Source organism: Actinoallomurus vinaceus, from assembly GCF_039542055.1.
Lineage (GTDB): Bacteria > Actinomycetota > Actinomycetes > Streptosporangiales > Streptosporangiaceae > Actinoallomurus > Actinoallomurus vinaceus.
The window spans coordinates 437688-451849 of the sequence record NZ_BAABHK010000006.1; the positions used below are offsets into that span (position 1 = coordinate 437688).

Annotated in this window: 14 protein-coding genes and 2 riboswitches; of the genes, 2 read left to right on the plus strand and 12 right to left on the minus strand. The window is 69.8% G+C overall.

All coding sequences use genetic code 11. The features are described from left to right. Window positions 1–33: 33 nt before the first annotated feature. From ABEA24_RS23660 to ABEA24_RS23670, 3 genes are read right to left on the minus strand one after another with little or no spacing between them, the layout of a single operon-like run. Complete coding sequence (locus ABEA24_RS23660) at window positions 34–966, minus strand: carbohydrate ABC transporter permease (RefSeq protein WP_345433186.1); 933 nt, start codon at window positions 964–966, stop codon at window positions 34–36. After that, the gene (locus ABEA24_RS23665; protein WP_345433187.1) at window positions 963–1847 is read right to left on the minus strand and encodes a carbohydrate ABC transporter permease; all 885 of its coding nucleotides are present in this window, start codon (window positions 1845–1847) and stop codon (window positions 963–965) included. The genes ABEA24_RS23660 and ABEA24_RS23665 overlap by 4 nt, the downstream gene beginning before the upstream one ends. A gap of 6 nt (window positions 1848–1853) precedes the next feature. Then, window positions 1854–3164, minus strand: coding sequence for an ABC transporter substrate-binding protein (locus ABEA24_RS23670; RefSeq protein ID WP_345433188.1), 1311 nt, complete (start codon window positions 3162–3164; stop codon window positions 1854–1856). A 415-nt stretch (window positions 3165–3579) separates the two neighbouring features. Here ABEA24_RS23670 and ABEA24_RS23675 point away from each other — a divergent pair, with 415 nt between their 5' ends. Then, window positions 3580–4290, plus strand: a complete 711-nt coding sequence (locus ABEA24_RS23675; RefSeq protein ID WP_345433189.1) for a ThuA domain-containing protein — start codon at window positions 3580–3582, stop codon at window positions 4288–4290. A gap of 3 nt (window positions 4291–4293) precedes the next feature. Here the strand turns inward: ABEA24_RS23675 and ABEA24_RS23680 are convergent, their stop codons facing one another. The 9 genes from ABEA24_RS23680 to ABEA24_RS23720 form a co-directional block, all read right to left on the minus strand. Beyond that, a complete protein-coding gene (locus ABEA24_RS23680) occupies window positions 4294–5901 on the minus strand; it encodes an acyl-CoA dehydrogenase family protein (RefSeq protein WP_345433190.1) in 1608 nt (535 codons plus the stop codon). Next, the gene (locus ABEA24_RS23685) at window positions 5888–6685 is read right to left on the minus strand and encodes a TetR/AcrR family transcriptional regulator (protein WP_345433191.1); all 798 of its coding nucleotides are present in this window, start codon (window positions 6683–6685) and stop codon (window positions 5888–5890) included. The genes ABEA24_RS23680 and ABEA24_RS23685 overlap by 14 nt, the downstream gene beginning before the upstream one ends. A 253-nt stretch (window positions 6686–6938) precedes the next feature. Further along, window positions 6939–7535, minus strand: coding sequence for an RlpA-like double-psi beta-barrel domain-containing protein (locus ABEA24_RS23690; protein WP_345433192.1), 597 nt, complete (start codon window positions 7533–7535; stop codon window positions 6939–6941). A gap of 154 nt (window positions 7536–7689) precedes the next feature. Then, complete coding sequence (locus ABEA24_RS23695) at window positions 7690–8454, minus strand: CHAP domain-containing protein (protein ID WP_345433193.1); 765 nt, start codon at window positions 8452–8454, stop codon at window positions 7690–7692. A gap of 13 nt (window positions 8455–8467) precedes the next feature. After that, window positions 8468–8604, minus strand: a riboswitch (cyclic di-AMP (ydaO/yuaA leader). Between the two features lie 106 nt (window positions 8605–8710). Then, window positions 8711–8855, minus strand: a riboswitch (cyclic di-AMP (ydaO/yuaA leader). 492 nt (window positions 8856–9347) lie between these two features. Beyond that, window positions 9348–10109, minus strand: coding sequence for a sirohydrochlorin chelatase (locus tag ABEA24_RS23700; protein WP_345433194.1), 762 nt, complete (start codon window positions 10107–10109; stop codon window positions 9348–9350). Beyond that, window positions 10091–10804, minus strand: a complete 714-nt coding sequence (locus ABEA24_RS23705) for a phosphoadenylyl-sulfate reductase (RefSeq protein WP_345433195.1) — start codon at window positions 10802–10804, stop codon at window positions 10091–10093. Before ABEA24_RS23705 ends, ABEA24_RS23700 begins: the two co-directional genes overlap by 19 nt. Continuing rightward, a complete protein-coding gene (locus ABEA24_RS23710) occupies window positions 10801–10977 on the minus strand; it encodes a PDDEXK family nuclease (protein WP_345433196.1) in 177 nt (58 codons plus the stop codon). The genes ABEA24_RS23705 and ABEA24_RS23710 overlap by 4 nt, the downstream gene beginning before the upstream one ends. Continuing rightward, window positions 10974–12629, minus strand: coding sequence for a nitrite/sulfite reductase (locus tag ABEA24_RS23715; RefSeq protein ID WP_345433197.1), 1656 nt, complete (start codon window positions 12627–12629; stop codon window positions 10974–10976). Before ABEA24_RS23715 ends, ABEA24_RS23710 begins: the two co-directional genes overlap by 4 nt. Window positions 12630–12964: 335 nt before the next feature. Then, a complete protein-coding gene (locus ABEA24_RS23720) occupies window positions 12965–13123 on the minus strand; it encodes a hypothetical protein (protein ID WP_345433198.1) in 159 nt (52 codons plus the stop codon). A gap of 67 nt (window positions 13124–13190) precedes the next feature. Here ABEA24_RS23720 and ABEA24_RS23725 point away from each other — a divergent pair, with 67 nt between their 5' ends. Then, window positions 13191–13973: a TIGR03084 family metal-binding protein gene (locus ABEA24_RS23725; RefSeq protein WP_345433199.1), complete on the plus strand. Its 783-nt coding sequence runs from the start codon at window positions 13191–13193 to the stop codon at window positions 13971–13973. Window positions 13974–14162: the final 189 nt, after the last annotated feature.

Sequence of the window (14162 nt, forward strand, 5' to 3'; positions counted from 1 at the left end):
CCCTCCGGTGCCCTGCGCCGGAGGGCCGCGCGGTCACTTCAGGCTTCCCAAGGTCACGCCGGAGCGCCAGTAGCGGCGCATCGCCACCATCATCACGGCCATCGGAATGATGGACAGCAGGCATCCGGTCAGGACCAGGCTGGTGAGGTCGACGCCGGTCTCGGCGCGCTTGCCGCTCCAGTTGTACAGGCCCAGGGCGAGCGTCCAGTTGTTCTGGCTGCGCAGCACGGTCAGCGGCAGGAAGAAGCTGTTCCAGGTGTTCACGAAGGCGAGCAGGAACACGGTGGCGCCGCCGGTGGTCATCAGCCGCAGCACGATGCTGACGAAGATCCGCAGCTCTCCCGCGCCGTCCAGGCGGGCGGCCTCGAGCAACTCGTACGGGACCGCCGACTCGGTGTAGACCTTGGCGAGGTAGACGCTGAACGGGTTGATCAGGCAGGGGATCAGCATCGCCCAGGGGGTGTCCACCAGCCCGAGGGAAGAGAAGAACAGGTAGAGCGGAAGAGTGAGCAGCGCGGTGGGGACCAGGAACGAGCCCACGACGCAGGCGAAGACGACCTTGCGACCCGGGAAGTCGAACCGGGCCAGTCCGTAGCCGGCGGCGAGCGCGACCAGCGTGCCGCCGAGGGAGCCGACCCCGGCGTACAGGAACGAGTTGGCGATCCAGCGCCAGAAGATGCCGCCGTCGTAGCCGAACACCTGGCGGATGTTCTGCCACAGGTGCATGCCCGAGAACCACAGCCCGTTCGTCTGGTAGAGGCCCGCCTGATCCTTGGTGGCGGCCACCAGCAGCCAGTAGACGGGGAACAGGCTGTACAGGGCGAACAGGACCAGTCCGAGCAGGACGAAACGGTGACCGGCGCGGCGGGCCGCCGGGCTCACGTTGTCGGGGCGGGTACGACGCCGGACCGCGGCGTGAGCGGGCCGCGGCTCGGCCTTCGGGGTGTCGTCGGACACCGCTGTCATGTGCCCTCCCGCGTGGTGAGCCGGTAGAAGACGTATGACGCGGCGCCCAGCAGGACGGCCAGCAGCACCGACAGGGCGGCGGCGTAGTTGTAGTCGCCGGCGTTGAACGCCTGGTTGTAAATGACCATGATCGGGGTGAAGCTGTCGGTGACGGTCTGCGGGGTGACGTGCCGGAACAGCATCGGCTCGTTGAAGATCTGCAGCATGCCGATGATGGAGATCATGCCGGTGAGCACCAGGGCGCCGCGGACGTACGGCACCTTGATGCGCAGCGCGATCCGCAGCTCGGACGCTCCGTCGACGCGGGCGGCGTCGAACAACTCGCGCGGCACGCTCTGCAGCGCGGCGTAGATGATCAACATGTTGTAGCCGATGCCGTGCCAGGTGAGCAGGTTGCCGATGGAGGGCCAGACCATGCTCGGGGCGAAGAAGTTCCACGACCAGCCGAAGACCTTGCCCAGGGCGGTGAGCGGGCCGACGTTCGGGCTGTAGAGGTTGACCCAGACGATCGCCGCGACCACGCCCGGGATCATGTACGGGACCAGCAGCGCGACCCGGAATCGGTTGGCAACACGACCGGCCAGGTAGTCGAGGAGCAGGGCGAGCAGCAGGCTGATGACGAGCATCGCGGGAATCTGCACACAGGCGAAGAGGAAGACCCGCCACACCGCGCCGAGGAACGTCGAGTCGGACAGCCCGCGCTGGTAGTTGTGCAGGCCCGCGAACCGCGTCGTGCCGCCGCTCAGCCCCAGCCCGGACTGCCGGACGGTGAACAGGCTGCGTTCGACGGCGTAGCCGATCGGGACCACGTACAGGAAGACGAAACCGAGCAGGAAGGGCGCCGTGAACCCGGCGCCCTTCCAGCGCTGCGCGCGTACCATGCCGCCTCAGCCCTCGACGCTGATACCGCGGGACTTCAGGTCGTTCACCGTCCACTGCTGCATGTGGGCCAGCAGATCGGTGACCTTCTGCTGTTTGGTCATCACCTTCGCCCAGCCGGTGGCCATCTCGGTGTACATGGCGGTCCAGTCCGGGCCGAACGTCCAGTCCGTGGCGACGAGGGGGAAGCTGTCGGTGACCACCTTCTTCGAGGCGTCGTAGCTGTCGCCCAGCAACGTCTTGGGGAGCGCGTTGTCGATGAAGGGGGAGGCGTCGGCCACCGCGGGCATGAGGCCGTCACCCGTGGCCGGGTCGGCCATGATCTTGACCGCTCCGGGGTCGGTCGACAGCCACAGCGCCGCCTGCGCGGCCTGCGCGCGGTCCTTGCACTGTGAGGTGACGACGTTCAGGCCACCGCTCTTGTTCGTACCGGCCGGGGTACGGGGTGCTTCGCCGTTGAAGGTGGGCCAGGGCGCGAGCGCCCACTGTCCCAGGGACTTGGTGAAGTTCTTCACCATGCCGGCCATCTGCCAGGTGGAGATCTGGCGGGTGACCGTTCCGCCGGTGTCGTAGTTGCGCTGGACGGCGGCGTAGTCGGAGAAGGACAGGCTGGAGTTGAGGTTGTCGTCGATGATCTGCTGGATCACCGCGGCCGCCTTGAGGGTGGCGGGGTCCTGGAAGTTCACCTTCCACTTGTCGCCGTCGATGCCGTACCAGTGCGCACCCGCCTGCATCGCGAGGGTCTCCAGGGTGCTGGGGTCCTCACCGGCGTAGTTGGTGATCTTGATGCCGTGGGCCTTCAGCGTCTTGCCGGCGGCGATCACGTCGTCCCAGGTGGCCGGCGGCTTGAGTCCGTACTTCTTGAAGACGTCGGTGCGGTAGATGGTGAAGGCGGGCGAGGAACTGGTGGCGACGCCGTACACCTTGTCCTGGACGAGGGTCCCGGCGTAGGCGCCCGCGTTGAACTGCGCCTTGTGCGGGGCGATCCACTTGCTGATGTCGGCCAGCATGCCCTGCGAGACGTAGGTCGTGACGTACTCGGCGGTGCTCTGCATCAGGCAGGGCGCGTTGCCCGCCTTGAACGCGTTGGTCAGCTGCTGCGGCGCCGTGGCGTCCGTGATCTTCGTGTACTTGATCTGTACGTCCTTGTGACTTGCGTTGAAGGACTTCACGGCGGCCGCCTGGCCCTGGTCCCACCCCCAGTAGGTCAAGGTGGCCGGGCCGGACGCCTTCGAACCGGACGTGCCGCAGGCCGTGAGCAGGCCGCCGACGGCGAAGGCCGCCACGGCCACGGGAAGACGCCTCCTGGTCGGGTTCATCGGGCTGCTCCTTGGATCAAGAGTTCACGGGGAGGGAGCTTGCGGGTTCGGGACGGCCGACATGGCTGGGGCATGTTCGGTTCCTTGGCTCTGAGCGCGTGGACGCCGGCGGCTGACGAGAGGGTGGTCACGGCTCGCCTGATAGCGGGGGCTGTGGGCGGGATATAGAAAACGATTGCTGTCGAATGTAGGGACCAGCCACCGATCAGGCAAGAGGGGCGGGCCGGTTTGTTGCCGGGATGTGTCCGCTGGGTTGCCGCTTCATCGGCCCCGCTCACCTGTCAGGTCATCGGAGTTCGGTTCGGGTTGCGCACGGCCATGGCCGAGACCGGACCCGTGCCGGGATCGCATGTCGACACGGGCATCCCTACGTCGTACCATGGCGTAGAAAACGTTTTCTATCTGTGGAGTACTTATGGCCGGCCGAAGCATCCTCGTCTACACCCGGACGACGGCCTACCGGCACGACTCCATTTCCGCGGGCGTCGCGGCCTTCCGTGAGCTGGGCGCGCGACACCGCTTCTCCGTGCACGCCACCGAGGACCCCGCGGCGTTCACCACGGAGCAGCCGTCCGCCTGGGACGCGGTCGTCTTCCTTTCCACGAGCGGAGACGTCCTGGAACCGGCGGGACGGCAGGCGCTGCGGAGATACGTCGCCGAGGGCGGAGGATTCCTGGGAGTCCATTCGGCCGCCTGCACCGAGTACGACTGGCCCGAATACGGCGCGCTCCTCGGCGCCCGCTTCAACGGGCATCCGGAGATGCAGCCGGGCCTGGTAAAAGTGCTCGACCGGATTCATCCGGCAACAGCCCACCTGCCGGAACGCTGGCACCGGACCGATGAGTGGTACGACTTCCGCGACGGTCCCGCACAGGTCCGGGTGCTGGCGACGGTCGACGAGCACAGCTACCGCGGCGGCCGCATGGGACCACATCACCCGCTCGTCTGGTGCCGTGAGTACGGCGCCGGCCGCACCTTCTACACCGCGCTCGGCCACGCCGCGGAGGCCTTCGCCGAGCCGGACTTCCGCGAGCATCTGCTGGGCGCCCTGCGCTGGACCGCCGGCTGGACCCCCGACGGGTCCGCCGACGGCCCTGCGGCGGGCGACGCCGAGACGCCGGGTTGAGCGCTAGCCGATCTTGGGGCGGGCCCGTTCGACGATGGCGGCGAAGTCAGCGCCCGGAGGGAGGGTGCCGAAGGCGCGGCCCCAGTCGCCGCTGAGGCGGGAGGCGCAGAAGACGTCGGCGACCGCCGGGTGCCCGTGCCGGACCAGCAGGGAGCCCTGCAGCACCAGGGCGAGGCGCTCGACGATTCGCCGGGCGCGCAGCTCGAGCGTCGCGACGTCGGTGAGCGAGTCCTTGACCTCGGCGACGGCGGCGTCCAGACGCGCGTCGGCACCGGCGGCAAGGCCGACCTCGGTGAAGAACGCCTCCACCGTCTCCGGCTCCTTCACCATCGCCCGCAGTACGTCGAGGGCCGCGACGTTCCCGGAACCCTCCCAGATCGAGTTGAGCGGCGACTCGCGGAACAGCCGCGGCATGCCGGAGTCCTCGACGTAGCCGTTGCCGCCGAGGCATTCCAGCGCCTCCGCGGCGTGGGCGGGCCACCGCTTGCAGACCCAGTACTTGCCGACGGCGAGGGCGAGCCGCTTGAACGCGGTCTCGCCGCGGTCGGTGGCCCCGGCCAGGCGGAGCATGAGCACGGTCGCGGCCTCCGACTCGACCGCCAGGTCCGCGAGGACGTTGCGCATCAGCGGCTGGTCGATGAGGTACCGGCCGAACACCTGGCGGTGCGCGGCGTGGTGGGTCGCCTGGACGAGGCCTTCGCGCATTCCGGCGGCCGCGCTGATGACGCAGTCGAGCCGGGTCATGTTGACCATCTCGATGATCGTGCGGACGCCGCGACCCTCGTCGCCGACGCGCCAGGCGACCGCGTCCTCGTACTCCACCTCGGCGGACGCGTTCGACCGGTTGCCCAGTTTGTCCTTGAGTCGCTGCAGGCGGAGGGCGTTGCGCGTGCCGTCGGGCAGCACCCGGGGCAGCAGGAAGCAGGTGAGGCCCTCCGGCGCCTGGGCGAGGACGAGGAACACGTCGCACATCGGCGCGCTGGTGAACCACTTGTGGCCGGTCAGCAGGTAGGTGCCGTCGGGCCGGGGCACGGCCCGCGTCGTGTTGGCCCGGACGTCGGAGCCGCCCTGCTTCTCCGTCATCGACATGCCGGCGAGGATGCCCTGCTTCTCCGCCGGCGGCCGCAGGCCGAAGTCGTACGTGCCGGACGTCAGCAGCGGTTCGTACTGCCGGGCCAGCTCGGGCGCGTGGCGCAGCGCCGGTACGGCGGCATAGGTCATCGAGATGGGACAGCCGTGTCCGGCGTCCACCCGCCAGACGTGGAACTTCGCGGCGCGGGCGACGTGCGCCCCGGATCGTTCGGTCCACGCCCGGGCGTGCAGGCCGTGGCCCACCGCGACGCGCATGAGCTCGTGCCAGGCGGGGTGGAACTCGACCTCGTCGACGCGATGGCCGTACCGGTCGTGGGTGCGCAGCACCGGCGGGTGCTCGTTGGCGAGGCGGCCCCACTCGCGCGCCTGCTCGGTGCCCGCCAGCCGGCCGAGCTCGTGGACGGCCTCGGCCGCCCAGCCGCCGCCTTCGCGGAAGAGCCCGTCCAGGAGGGCGGGGTCGTCGGCCACGTCATGACCGACGAGCGGGGGGACCTGGTTGAAGACCTCATGTGTCGTCATCGACCGCTCCGATGCTGCGCTGGGCGAAGGTGATGAGATGCGCTATCAAGCCGGCCTGCGCGTCCGCGTGGCCGGCGGCATGTGTTCGCGCGTCCGCGCCATCGGCGGCATGCGCCGGTACGTTTGCGTCGTCGGCGGCATGTGCCGGTGCGTTCGTGCTGTCCGCGGCATCTTCCGGTGCGCTCGCGTGGCCGGCGGCATGCACCCGTACGTCCGCGTCGTCGGCGGCGTGCGGCTCGGCGGAACGGCCGGCACCGATCGCGAGGGGGCCGACGAGGGCCTCGCCGATGGCTCCGACGAGCGCCGCGGCGCTGACCTCGACGTCCTGCTCGGGGAGCTCACCGGCGGCGATGCCACGGCCGATGAGCCCGGCGAGGACGGCGGCGTACGCCCGGCGGAAGACCAGGCGCTCGGCGTCGACGGCGGGATCCACCGGCTCGGCGAGGAGCGCGTACGCCATCCGCGGGGCCCGCAGGGCCCGGCCCGCGAACGTCTCGATCACCGCCGCGATCCCCTCCGCCGCCGAGCTCTCCAGCGACGCGGCGCGCGCGAACGCGTCGACCTCGCGCTGGGAGGCCACCCGGAAGACCTCCGCGACCAGGTCGGCCTTTGCCGGGAAGTGGCGGTAGACACTGCCGGTCGCGACGCCCGCTCGCCGGGCGACGGCCGCGATCGAGCAGCCGGCGTAGCCGCGCTCGGCGACGACCGCCAGCGCGGCGGCGCGGATGCGGTCCCGGGAGGCGCTGAGCCGGGCCTCGACACGGGGCGTACGGCGGTAGGGCACGCAAGAATTGAACCGCAGTTCATTCCTTCCGGGCAAGGGCGGCCGTCGGGAAGGACAAGCCCTCGGGAAGGACAAGCCGCCGGGGAAGGACAAGCCGGGAACGGTGAGCTGGGAACGGTGAGCCGCCGGGAACAGCAAGCCGTCGGGAACGGCAGAACGGCGCGGGATCTCCTCAAATGAGGGGATCCCGCGCCGTCCGGACCGGCAGGCGAGGGGGGGAGCGGGTGACGCCCTGCCGGTGTCGAGGGGGCGGTTACGCCTTGCCGGTGGCCGTGGCGTAGCCGGTGCCAGAGTGGCGGTACACGCCGCCCTTGCCCAGTTCGAGGACCTGGAACTTGACCGTGATCGAGTTCGACGCGGTGCCGGTGAGGTGCTGCATCATCTTCTCCGACAGGTCGATGAGCGCCGGCGGGTTGTGCTGCGCGACGGCCCACTCGGCCGGGCCGAAGTCCTCCACGATGCCGATCTCGCTCTTACCGTTGTAGGTGACCTTCACCTTGGTGCCGAGCGGCCAGTACGGGCTGGCGAGCGTCTGGTACGACATCGGCTTGCCGGAGGCCGTCGACGGGTCCCAGAAGGACGTCGCGGTCGAGACGCCGCCGGGCAGGGCCGCCTTCTTCTCCTTCTTGAGGTCCTTCTTGATGCTCACGAACAGCCGGTCCTGGTTCGCCGTGGCGACGCGTTTCTCGGTCTGCTCGGGCGCCTGCGGGGCGGACGCCGCGGGGGCGCTCTGCGCCGAGGATGCCGACTCCGGGGTGTTTCCGTAAGCGAGGGCGGTGGTCACGCCGGCGCCGGCCAGGGTGACGCCGGCGGCCGCGGTGGCGATGGCCTTCGTCGAGAACCTGATCATGGAAATTCCTTTCGGGGGCATGGGGGAACGGGGGCATGAGGGATGGGGGGATCCCAGGGGCGATGCCAGGGGGATTCGAAGGACCGCCCGGGAAGGGGAGGTCGGCGCGCGCCGCATCGCTCGGCGGCGACGCGGCACGCGCCGGCCCGGGCGATTACTGGGCGTACTCCGGGTAGCCGTAGCCCACGACAGAGGAGGTGCTCCGGGTCCGGATCTTCACGGCGTCGTCCGTGTTGCCCTCGACGGTCTGGATGGTGCCGTCGTGGTTGTCCTTGATGACCAGGCCGACGTGGTCGATGCCGTCGACACCGCCGCCGTTCCAGGAGAAGAAGACGACGGCCCCGGGCTTGGGCGCGTTGCCCCAGCGGCCCTGCGAGATGAACCACTTGGCGTGGGCCGGGGTGAACGCGTCAGCGCCCATTCCCTTGACGCCCAGCTGGTCGCCGACCCAGGAGACGAACATGTCGCACCACGAGGCGTTGGCGTAGTCGCCGACGGACCCGCCGTTCTCCGCCACGCCGCGCGCGGCGTACGGGGTGCCCATGAACCACTGGTTGAACTTGCTGCCGCCGGCCGCGTTCTCGGTGGTGCCGACCTGGGAGACGGCGAGCTTCAGCACGTCCGTGGCCGAGGGCAGCCTCTTCTGCACCTGCTTCTGCGGCGCGGCGAGGGCGCGCGTCTTGACGCGCGGGTCGTCGCGCAGGGCGTTGGTCTGGATCGCCCTACCCATACCGGGATTCGGTATCTGCGCGACATGGTGCGCCGCCTGGTGGGTCGCACCGGGGATCTGCGCGGAGAGAGCCGGCCCTGCGGAGGCCACGGTGATCGCGGCCGCGCCGGCGGTGGCGGTGCCGGCGATGACGCCGGCGAGGGTCTTGCGGTTCAGGGTGAAGCGGGGTTTGGCGTGTCGAGGGGACACAGGGGGGTACTCCTTCGGCTTCCATGCCGCTTACCGGGTTAGCTGACGGGTTCGGGCGTGGAAGCTGCCCTACGGCACGATGTGCCGATTCACCCCAGTGATGCGGTGGGTCCCCGGTTCCGCGAGGTGCGGATTCAGCGGGTCGCCCGCTCATGCGGGCGGCTCGAACAAAGAGACACGTCTGCCGTCGCCGGGCTAGGGGTAGCGGTGACGGCCGGTATTCAGATCAGGGCGGACTCGCGGACAAGGTTCTGCTCCTTACTTCCAGTACGCCTACCGGGTTAGCTGACGGGTTCGGGCGTGGAAGTCGGCCCTACGGCACAGGGGATGTGCCGATTCACCCCGGGACTTCTGATGGGTCCCCGGCTCCGTGATCTTCACGGACTCGACGTTGCCGCTCCCGCTCCAAAATGGATCAACGGGTAGTCCACGGGAGTGGCGCGTTTTGGGATATGAACCGTCTCGGCTCTGTACGGAGGCCCTCGCACGCGTCTTCGCGCCGCGCTGTCTGCGCTGGTGGGCCGGCCGTGCCGGCGGATGTCGGGCGGCGCGTGGGGGGCGTCGCCGGACTGAGAGGAACATATCAGACAAATAGCGACGTGCCAAATACCACCGTCGGACATAAGTCACGTGATGGGTGCCACAAAGATCGCTATAAAGATCAATCCGGCAGCCGTTTGATCGACTTTTACCTTTCCGGCCAGAACAATCATGAGTGGCCGCAAAGGGCGATCAGCGTCGCCACATATCCGAACAGCCTTACGGCGCAGGGTATTCCGCGGCCCGTCACGGCAGGTGACCGCCGCCCGGTAGGAGGCGCGCCGGAGCGCCACGGAGGGAAGGTGTCAGCGCGCCACGGAGGGAAGGTGTCAGCGCGCCACGGAGGGAAGGTGTCAGCCCGCTGCCGCGACGCGATCGCCACGCGTCAGGATCTCGCGATAACGCTGCACGGTGATCTCCGCCACCTCGGGCGCGGCGCCCAGCACGGGCGAGACCGCCACCGCCCCGGCCTCCAGGGACTCCTCGCGGACCTTGTCCGCGAAGTAGCCCGGGGCCAGGAAGTAGGACGCCACCGCCACTCGCGGCGCGCCCGCGTCGTACAGCATGCGTACGGCTTCGGCAGGGGTGGGACGGGCCGCGGAGGCGTACGCGGGGACGACGGAGCGCCAGCCGCGCCAGTCCCGCGCCATCCGGCCGATCGTCGCGTTCGCCGCCGGATCGCTGGAACCGGCGGCGGCGAGCACCAGAGCGGTGCCCGGGTCGGGGCGGACGCCGACCTCGGCGAGCCGCCGCTCCAGGGCCCGCGTCATCAGCGGGTGCGGGCCCAGCGTCGCCCCGTAGTGCAGGGTCAGCCGCGGGTGGGCGCTGTGTACCTCGCTGAGCGCCCCCGGGATGTCGGTCTTGCTGTGGTACGCCGCGGTGAGCAGCAGAGGGAGCACGACGGCCTCGTCGGCCCCCTCTCCGACGAGACCACCGAGCGCCTGCCCCGGGGCCGGGGGAGCGTGGTCGAGATACGAGGTCACGACCCGCACCCCCGATGAACGACGAACAAGATCGAGAAGTTCCTCGATCGTCGCCGCCGCACGGGGATCCCGGCTGCCGTGGGCCACCACGACCAGCGGGATCGTCCGCGTGCTCAGAGGTTGATGCCGCATTCGGTCTTTCCGGTGCCGGCCCAGCGTCCGCTGCGCGGGTCCTCGCCCGGCGCGACCTGCTTGGTGCAGGGCTCGCAGCCGATCGAGGGGTACCCGTCGTACTGCAGCGGGTTCACCAGGATGCCGTGCTCCTCGATGTAGTCGTGGAGCTGGGCCTGGGTCCAGCGGGCGAGGGGGTTGACCTTGACCTTCCCGCGCGCGGCGTTCCACTCGACCACGCGCGAGCCGCGCCGGTGCGAGGTCTCCTCACGCCGGATGCCCGTGATCCACGCGAGGTACGGCTCGAGCGCGCGGTTCAGCGGCTCGACCTTGCGCAGGTGGCAGCACAGGTCCGGGTTCCGGCCGTACAGCCGGGGCCCGAGGTCGCGCTCCTGCTCGGCGACGGTCCGGGAGGGGGTGACGTTGACCACGTTGACCGGGTAGACGGCCTCGACGGCGTCACGCGTGCCGACCGTCTCGGCGAAGTGGTAGCCGGTGTCGACGAACAGCACGTCGATGCCGGGGCGGACCTTCGAGGCGATGTCGACCAGCACGGCGTCCTTCATGGACGACGTGACGCAGATCCGGTCGCCGAAGGTCGCGATCGCCCACCGGATGATCTCCTCGGCGGAGGCCTCCTCCAGTGCGTCGGCGGCCGATTCGACGATGTCGGTCAGGTCGAGCGCCGCGGGGGCGCGCTCGTACAGGAGTGTCATGCCGAGCCCTCCCGTCTGGGAGCGCCCGTGGCGCTGAGCGCGCCGAGCCCGATGAAGCGGAGCTTGAACGCGCGCGTGCACGCCCGGCAGTGCCAGCCGCCGTCGCTCTCGTACGGCTCGAGGTCCTCGTCTCCGCAGTAGGGGCAGTAGAAGGGAACGGCTCTCTCGGTCACTTCAGCTCACCTTCCTCCGCACGCTGCACCCACGCGGCGAAGGACTCGCCGTCGTGCCTGCCCTCCTGGAATCTGCGCAGCACCCTCTCCACGTAGTCGGGCAACTCCTCGGCGGTGGTCTTCAGTCCCCGGATCTTCTTGCCGAACTCCCCGCCGATCGAGCCGCCCAGGTGCACCTGGAAGCCCTCGACCTGGTCGCCGTTCGCGTCGGTGACCAGCTGGCCCTTCAGTCCGATGTCGGCGGTCTGGATGCGCGCGCAGGAGTTCGGGCAGCCGTTGATGTTGATCGTCAGCGGCTCGTCGAAGTCGGGCAGGCGCTGCTCCAGCTCGTCGATCAGGTCCATGCCGCGCTGCTTGGTCTCGACGATGGCGAGCTTGCAGAACTCGATGCCGGTGCAGGCCATCGTCTGACGGCGGAACGTCGACGGGCGGACCCGCAGGTCGTGCGCCTCCAACTCGGCGGCCAGCGCCTCGGTCCGGTCCTCCGGGACGTCGAGGATGACCATCTTCTGCTCGGTCGTCGTGCGCACCCGGCCGGAGCCGTACTCCTCGGCCAGGTCCGCGATGACACGCAGCAGGTCGCCGTCGACCCGGCCGACCCTCGGTGCGAAGCCGACGTAGTAGAGGCCGTCGCGCTGCCGGCGGATGCCGACGTGGTCGCGGCGGTCGTTCCGGGGCCCTCCGGGCGCCGGTCCGTCCGCCAGGGCGTACCCGAGGTACTCCTTCTCCAGGACCTCGCGGAACCGCTCCGGGCCCCAGTCGTTCATCAGGAACTTCAGCCGCGCGCGGTGCCGGAGGCGGCGGTAGCCGTAGTCGCGGAAGATGCCCGCGATGCCCGCCCAGACCTCGTGGACCTGCTCCGGCCGGACGAACGCCCCGAGCCGCTTGGCGAACATCGGGTTGGTGGACAGGCCACCGCCTGCCCAGATGTCGTAGCCGACCTCGCCCTTGTCGTTCACCACGCCGACGAACGCGATGTCGTTGATCTCGTGGATCGTGCACTGCGCCGTGCAGCCGGACAGCGCCGACTTGAACTTCCGCGGCAGGTTGGAGAACTCCGGGCGGCCGATGTACCGGTCGTGGACGTCGTGGATCTGCGGCGTCGCGTCGATGACCTCGTCGGCGTCGATCCCGGCGAGCGGGCAGCCGAGGATGACCCGTGGCGTGTCGCCGCAGGCCTCGGTGGTGTCCAGCCCGACCGACTCCAGGGCCTCCCAGATGGCCGGGACGCTCTCGATCTCGATCCAGTGCAGCTGGATGTTCTGCCGGTCGGTGATGTCCGCCGTGCCCCGGGCGTACTTCGAGGAGACGTCGGCGATCGTGCGCAGCTGGTCGAGGTTCAGCTGGCCGCCGTCGATCCGGACGCGCAGCATGAAGTAACGGTCGTCGAGCTCTTCGGGCTCGAGGACCGCCGTCTTACCGCCGTCGATGCCGGGCCGGCGCTGCGTGTACAGGCCGTACCAGCGGAACCGGCCCCGCAGATCCGCGGGGTCGATCGAGTCGAAGCCGGCCTTGGCGTAGATGTCGATGATGCGACGACGGACGTTCAGTCCATCGTCGTTCTTCTTGTTCTCTTCGTTCTTGTTGAGCGGTTCGCGATAGCCCAGGGCCCATTGGCCCTCGCCTCGTTTCCGCTGCTGACGGGGTGGCATCGTGCGCGTCCTCCGTGGTGAGTGGACGCGAAGCACGCCGGCAGGTCGCACTGCTGGCTCAACGCTGAGCTAAGGGGGTGACACCGGCATACCGCGCGCCAATGAGGCAGTGGCGGTGATCAGGCGTCAACGACAGATGGCGCTGCCCACACGGAGGTAGTCAACGTGCCGGCGCATAACCAGCAACGGATTCGCAGCAGCCATACACCGATGATGACATGTGGTTCGATGACTGTCCAACCTTGTCCGAAATGCGGACGAACGTCACATTGGTGCTCGCAGGGCGGGACGGCCCGCCCGGGCACGCCGATCTCCCGCCGCGGCGCGGCCTGATCTCAGCCCTGCCGCAGCCAGTTGACGTCCGGTTCGGTGCCGTCACCGGACGCGGACCGCTCCTCGTCAGGGGCGGCCTCGGGCGGCAGGTGCTGGCAGTCGCACCACGTGCCGCCCCGGCACTCATCGTGCCGCCGCTCGCGACACGCTTGGCAGACCACCTCTCCATTGTGCCCGCCCGCACGCGCGCACCGCGATGACCGAACGAGGTTCTGTACGCTGTGGCCCGTGGCCGTGGCAATGGACGAACTGCTCACCGATCTGCGCGCGGAGACGGGCGACCTCGAGCGCCTCCTGGAGCCCGGGGCGTGGGACCTGCCCACCCCCGCCGAGGGCTGGACCGTACGCGACCAGGTCATCCACCTGGCGTGGTTCGACGAGGCGGCCGTACGCGCCGCGACGGATCCCGACGCCTTCCGCGAGGAGGTCCGCACGCTGATCGCCGAGGGCTTCGACACGGACCGGATCGTCGCCGAACGGCGCTCCATGCCGGGCGAGGAGGTCCTGGACTGGTTCCGGACGGCCCGCGACCGGATGGCCGAGGTCCTGGCCGGCCTGGAGCCGAAGGCGCGGATCCCCTGGTACGGCCCTGACATGGGCGCGGCCTCGTTCACCACCGCCCGCCTGATGGAGACCTGGGCGCACGGACAGGACGTGGCCGACGCCGTCGGCGTCGGCCGTACGCCCACCGACCGGCTCCGCCACATCGCCCAGATCGGCGTGCGGACGCTGCCGTGGAGCTTCACCGTCCACGGCAGGCCGGTCCCGCAGACGCCGGTGCGCGTGGAGCTCACCCTCCCCAGCGGCGCCGGCTGGGCCGCGGGGCCGGAGGAGGCCGCCGACCTCGTCCAGGGGCCGGCGCTGGACTTCTGCCTGGTCGTGACGCAGCGACGGCACCGGGACGACGTGGACCTCACGGTCGCCGGCCCGGTCGCCGAGGAATGGATGGAGGTCGCGCAGGCGTTCGCCGGAGCGCCCGGCAGCGGGCGGCGGCCAGGGCAGTTCGCCTGATGTGTGATGATCGTCACAGCTTGTCGATGCGTCCGTCGCTCGAACCGGGTCATCTGATCGAAGAGCCCTCGATTCCCCGTCAGGGACGGGGGTCCCGGCTTCCCCTCGGGGCCGGGGCGGCCGGCCGAAGGTGATCGGCGAGATGAGCGTCATGACCCATCCTGGGTGCGTAAGCCCCTACGGTAGATC

What these genes read in the sequence shown, in the direction of transcription:
- ABEA24_RS23660 (WP_345433186.1), bottom strand. Translation starts at nt 966, where the DNA reads ATGACAGCGGTGTCCGACGACACCCCGAAGGCCGAGCCGCGGCCCGCT.
- ABEA24_RS23690 (WP_345433192.1), bottom strand. Translation starts at nt 7,535, where the DNA reads ATGATCAGGTTCTCGACGAAGGCCATCGCCACCGCGGCCGCCGGCGTC.
- ABEA24_RS23665 (WP_345433187.1), bottom strand. Translation starts at nt 1,847, where the DNA reads ATGGTACGCGCGCAGCGCTGGAAGGGCGCCGGGTTCACGGCGCCCTTC.
- ABEA24_RS23715 (WP_345433197.1), bottom strand. Translation starts at nt 12,629, where the DNA reads ATGCCACCCCGTCAGCAGCGGAAACGAGGCGAGGGCCAATGGGCCCTG.
- ABEA24_RS23680 (WP_345433190.1), bottom strand. Translation starts at nt 5,901, where the DNA reads ATGACGACACATGAGGTCTTCAACCAGGTCCCCCCGCTCGTCGGTCAT.
- ABEA24_RS23670 (WP_345433188.1), bottom strand. Translation starts at nt 3,164, where the DNA reads ATGAACCCGACCAGGAGGCGTCTTCCCGTGGCCGTGGCGGCCTTCGCC.
- ABEA24_RS23705 (WP_345433195.1), bottom strand. Translation starts at nt 10,804, where the DNA reads ATGACACTCCTGTACGAGCGCGCCCCCGCGGCGCTCGACCTGACCGAC.
- ABEA24_RS23700 (WP_345433194.1), bottom strand. Translation starts at nt 10,109, where the DNA reads ATGCGGCATCAACCTCTGAGCACGCGGACGATCCCGCTGGTCGTGGTG.
- ABEA24_RS23675 (WP_345433189.1), top strand. Translation starts at nt 3,580, where the DNA reads ATGGCCGGCCGAAGCATCCTCGTCTACACCCGGACGACGGCCTACCGG.